Origin of the sequence: Lacticaseibacillus manihotivorans DSM 13343 = JCM 12514 (assembly GCF_001435035.1) — a bacterium.
Lineage (GTDB): Bacteria > Bacillota > Bacilli > Lactobacillales > Lactobacillaceae > Lacticaseibacillus > Lacticaseibacillus manihotivorans.
This window is the reverse complement of sequence record NZ_AZEU01000229.1, coordinates 1-3,921: the sequence shown is the minus strand read 5'-3', so window position 1 is coordinate 3,921 and position 3,921 is coordinate 1. Positions and strand designations below refer to the sequence as shown.

The following is a 3,921-nucleotide window of genomic DNA, read 5'->3' as shown; positions in this document are numbered from 1 at the left end:
GTGTTTTTTATTGTTCGGAAATTATGAATTTAAACGAGGTACGTTTGACAGTACCACAATTCTTGAGGAGGAAGACAAATGAAACGTTTCGGATTTGAACATTTTGGTGATCCCAAGGCCTTTACCACCATCAATGCCCCGGCCCCACAACCTAAAGCCGGCCAGGTGCAACTGGAAGTCTTGGGCTTTGGGTTGAATCCCTATGATGCCAGTTTGCGGCGCGGGGAACAAACTAGCCGGCCGTTGAAATTTCCGATCGTGCCAGGCTCGGACGTGGTGGGTCGGGTTTCGGCCATTGGCGAAGGCGTCAGTGATTACGCACTCGGCGATGTGGTGATCAACTATCGGCCCATCGGCGGCTACAGTGAATTCGTGACTGCTAGCACTAGCAAAATCATTAAAAAGCCGACTGCCATCAGCTTTATGACTGCAGCGGCCCTGCCTTTAGTCGGAATCGCCGCTTTCTCAATTTTAACGCAACTTGATTTATACGCCCATGACTCGCTGGTGATCATCGGGGCCGGTGGTGGCATCGGCAGTGTGTTAGTGCAACTCGCCAAAGCTCAAGGTGTACATGTCGTCGCTATCGCCGGCTTGGCGCATCACGACCAACTCAAAGCCTTAGGGGCGGATGTCATTTTAGATGATGTGGAAGCCCAAGCCCTGCAATCGCATCATTATCCCACGGTCGTCAACGTTCGCTTCAACGGTGCAACCACGCCGTTAGCCCAACGGCTGGTCACCAGTGGCGGGAAGTTATTGACCAGCGCGTATGTTGACGTGCCAGATGGCGATTATCAAAAACTCGCGTTGACCAAACTCGCGCCGACTGATGTGGCTTTGGCCGCCTTGGTGTCAACGGCTCGCGCTTGGGGGTTGTCCATGACCGTTGGCGAAAGCTTGCCATTCACACTGGCCGGCGTGCGCCGCGGTCATGAATTGTTAGAAGCGGGCAACACTGGTGGCAAGCTTGTCGTGATGCAACCAGATGCTGTACTCAATGCCGCCCATGTCGATCGGAATCTGCTGTAAAAAAATACGACGTCAGCGATCTTCTTTAAATAGAAGAAACTGACGTCGTTTTTTTAATTGTGATCGAGCTGGGTGTCATCCACTGCATCAAGCGCCTGTTGGACCGCATCCAAGGTATCCTTTAAGGTCGCAGCTTCAAACGGTGAGCACAAATGCCCGGTTTGGATCAATTCCATCAAGGTTTGCGAGCCACCAGCTTTGGCCATTGCCATGTAATCCTCCCACGCTTTAGGGTCATGTTCGACGTTGAAGCGTTGCCAGAATTCAAAGGCCACAACTTGGGCGATCGTGTAATCCAAATAATAAAATGGCACATCAAAAATGTGAGCTTGGCGGAACCAATAAATACCACGATCTAAAGCCGGATTTTCGCTGTAATCCCGATCTGGACAATACTGCTTTTCCAAATCGCGCCAAGCGGCTTTGCGTTCAGCTGGCGTCCAGGTGGGATGCGTGTAAACCTCGTGTTGGAAGTGATCAACTAAGATCCCATAAGGCAGAAATTCCAACGCCGCTTGCAAATGCGCATAGAGATATTTGTCCGTTTGCCCTTCAAAAAAGGCTGGCATGTATGGATAAGCGATGAATTCCATGCTCATGGAGAAAATTTCTGCCGCTTCATTGGTTGGAAATACTGTGTCGCCAGGTTGAATCCAGCGCGCCACATAAGTTTGCAAGGCATGACCGGCTTCATGGGTCAACACATCAACGTCGCCACTAGTCCCGTTAAAGTTTGAGAAAATAAATGGCGATTCAATACTTGGAATGTATTCCGCATAACCACCGCCAGCTTTGCCAGGCTTAGCCACCAAGTCCAGCAAGTGCGAATCGATCATATGTTGGAAAAATTCACCTGCTACTGGTGCCATTTGGTGATACATATGGTTGGCTTTAGCGACTAATTCAATCGGTGTCCCCACAGGTTTGGCATTACCCGTTTTGAACTGAACGCCTAGATCAAAATAATCGAGTTTGGCCAAGCCTAAGCGTTTGGCTTGCTTTTGACGTTGGGCGACGACTTTAGGCACCACTTGCGTTTGAATCGCTTGGCGATACTTGGCCACTTGCACTTCATCATAACCGAAGCGATCCATAAAGACATAACTCATTTCAGCATAGTCTTTAAAGCCTAAGGTGTGCGCAATTTCAGTGCGCACTTGAACCATTTGATCATAAATCTGATCGATTTGGGCTTCATGGTCAGCATACCAACCCCAATAAGCAGCGCTCGCAGCTTTGCGGGTTTGACGATCCGCGTCTGCCATTGGGCCACCAAGTTGCGCCAAAGTGTACGTTTTGCCGTCGAAGTCAATTTGTGCACCAGCCGTTAAGTTGTCATATTCGCTGATCAATTGATTATCGCGCTGTTGCAACTCAAGGACAGCAGGCGTTTGGACGCGCAATTGATTTTCCGCCTTCAAAAAGAAAGGCTTGGGATAGACTGCTTCCAATGCTTCTCGGTAAGGGCTATTGACCAAGGCTTTGAGATAATCGGTTTCCACGTTATCATATTGCGGGCCGAATTCATTCCAATATTCATCTTCGGCGGTGTAATAAGCATCGCGGGTATCGATGCTGTGACGAATCGTCGCCAACATTGCCGCAGACATCACCGCATTGACTGCAGGCACTGTGGCTTTCGCGACGGCAATTGCGCTTTTGGCATCTTCAGCGTTGGCAAGTTGCGTTGCAGTTTGTTTTAATTGTTGAGCATACGCTTCAAAATCTGGCCGGGCATATTTCACTTCATCAAAATTCATTGTTCAGGTCATCTGCTTTCTCGATTATTGATCAGAATCATTGGTCAAGTCAGTGGTCGCATCAGGTTGGGTCGCCGTCGAATCGGTGTTGTCCGTGTTAGAACCAGTCCCACCATTATCAGCACTTGAACCAGCAGCTGTACTACCGGCAGTTGAGTTCGAATTTGTACCGGTACTGCCAGTTGTCGACGCACCAGCACGACTTGACTGGTTGGATGCACTGGATGGCCGCCAAGTGTTGCCGGTATAACGACTGCCACCAGTGTAGCTTGACGTATTCGACCCGCCATACGTCGAGCCCGTGTAAGTTGAGCCCGTGTAGGTACTATTACCTGAAGTATTGCCACCGCTCGTGCCATCATCAGTGGCAGTGGTGTCGCTGGTGGTATCGGTTTGATCCGTCGTACTGTTGGCGTCAGCGGATGCTTGCGCCGCGGCGGCCTTTTTCTTGTCATCGGCGGATTTTTTAGCCGCGTCTTGATGCTTTTTCAATAAATCAGTTTGTATTTTGACCGCGTCATCGATTTTGGCTAAAAGTGCTTTGTAGGTCTTGGCCGAATACACCGCTTTATGATGGGCTTTGACACTTTTCTTCAAATCGCCGAGATCGGCAATTTGTTTTTTCAGCTTGCCATCATCTAACTTGGCCAAGGTCTTGGTTTCAGGCGTCAACGCCTTGAGTTTGGCCTGGTCTTGCTTAACGAAACTTTTCCGAGCGTCAGCAATCGCCACTTGATATTGATGTTTCACCTTGGCATCAGCATCTTGAGAACGGTCATAAGTATCCGCCAACGCAATCAAAGACAATAACCCCGTTAGCTTGCCTGATTCCGTTTTTTCGGTGTCGACGCGTGCCTTTGCCTTTTCAAGCGTGTCTAATTGTTGATACACCCGGTCTTGATGCTGGCGATCAGCTTGCACATGGTCATGATACCGGATCCCTAATCCCAGCCCGGCGGCGACCACTAATAGTAATGCAACCAGCCCAATTTTTTGCCACAATGATAATTTATGCATGCCCACTCCCCATTTTCCCTCCGTGTCGTTATCTGTATTGTAGCAAGCGCTCCAAGGTAAGCACCCAATAACAGACCGTCTTGAAAATCAATAGAGGCCCGTTCCCAGATTC

Annotated in this window: 3 protein-coding genes; 1 reads left to right on the top strand and 2 read right to left on the bottom strand. The window is 49.4% G+C overall.

What is annotated here, in order from left to right; all coding sequences use genetic code 11:
- The first annotated feature begins 78 nt into the window (after nucleotides 1–78).
- Entirely contained in the window at nucleotides 79–1,032 is a 954-nt protein-coding gene (locus FD01_RS12055) for an NADP-dependent oxidoreductase (protein WP_054719733.1), read from the top strand.
- A gap of 53 nt (nucleotides 1,033–1,085) precedes the next feature.
- Here the strand turns inward: FD01_RS12055 and FD01_RS12050 are convergent, their stop codons facing one another.
- Both FD01_RS12050 and FD01_RS12045 read right to left on the bottom strand, forming a co-directional pair.
- Nucleotides 1,086–2,792, bottom strand: coding sequence for a M3 family oligoendopeptidase (locus tag FD01_RS12050; protein ID WP_056964521.1), 1,707 nt, complete (start codon nucleotides 2,790–2,792; stop codon nucleotides 1,086–1,088).
- A gap of 24 nt (nucleotides 2,793–2,816) precedes the next feature.
- Nucleotides 2,817–3,809 carry a hypothetical protein gene (locus tag FD01_RS12045; RefSeq protein WP_056964519.1) on the bottom strand — a complete coding sequence of 331 codons (993 nt, stop codon included), beginning with the start codon at nucleotides 3,807–3,809 and terminating at the stop codon, nucleotides 2,817–2,819.
- Nucleotides 3,810–3,921: the final 112 nt, after the last annotated feature.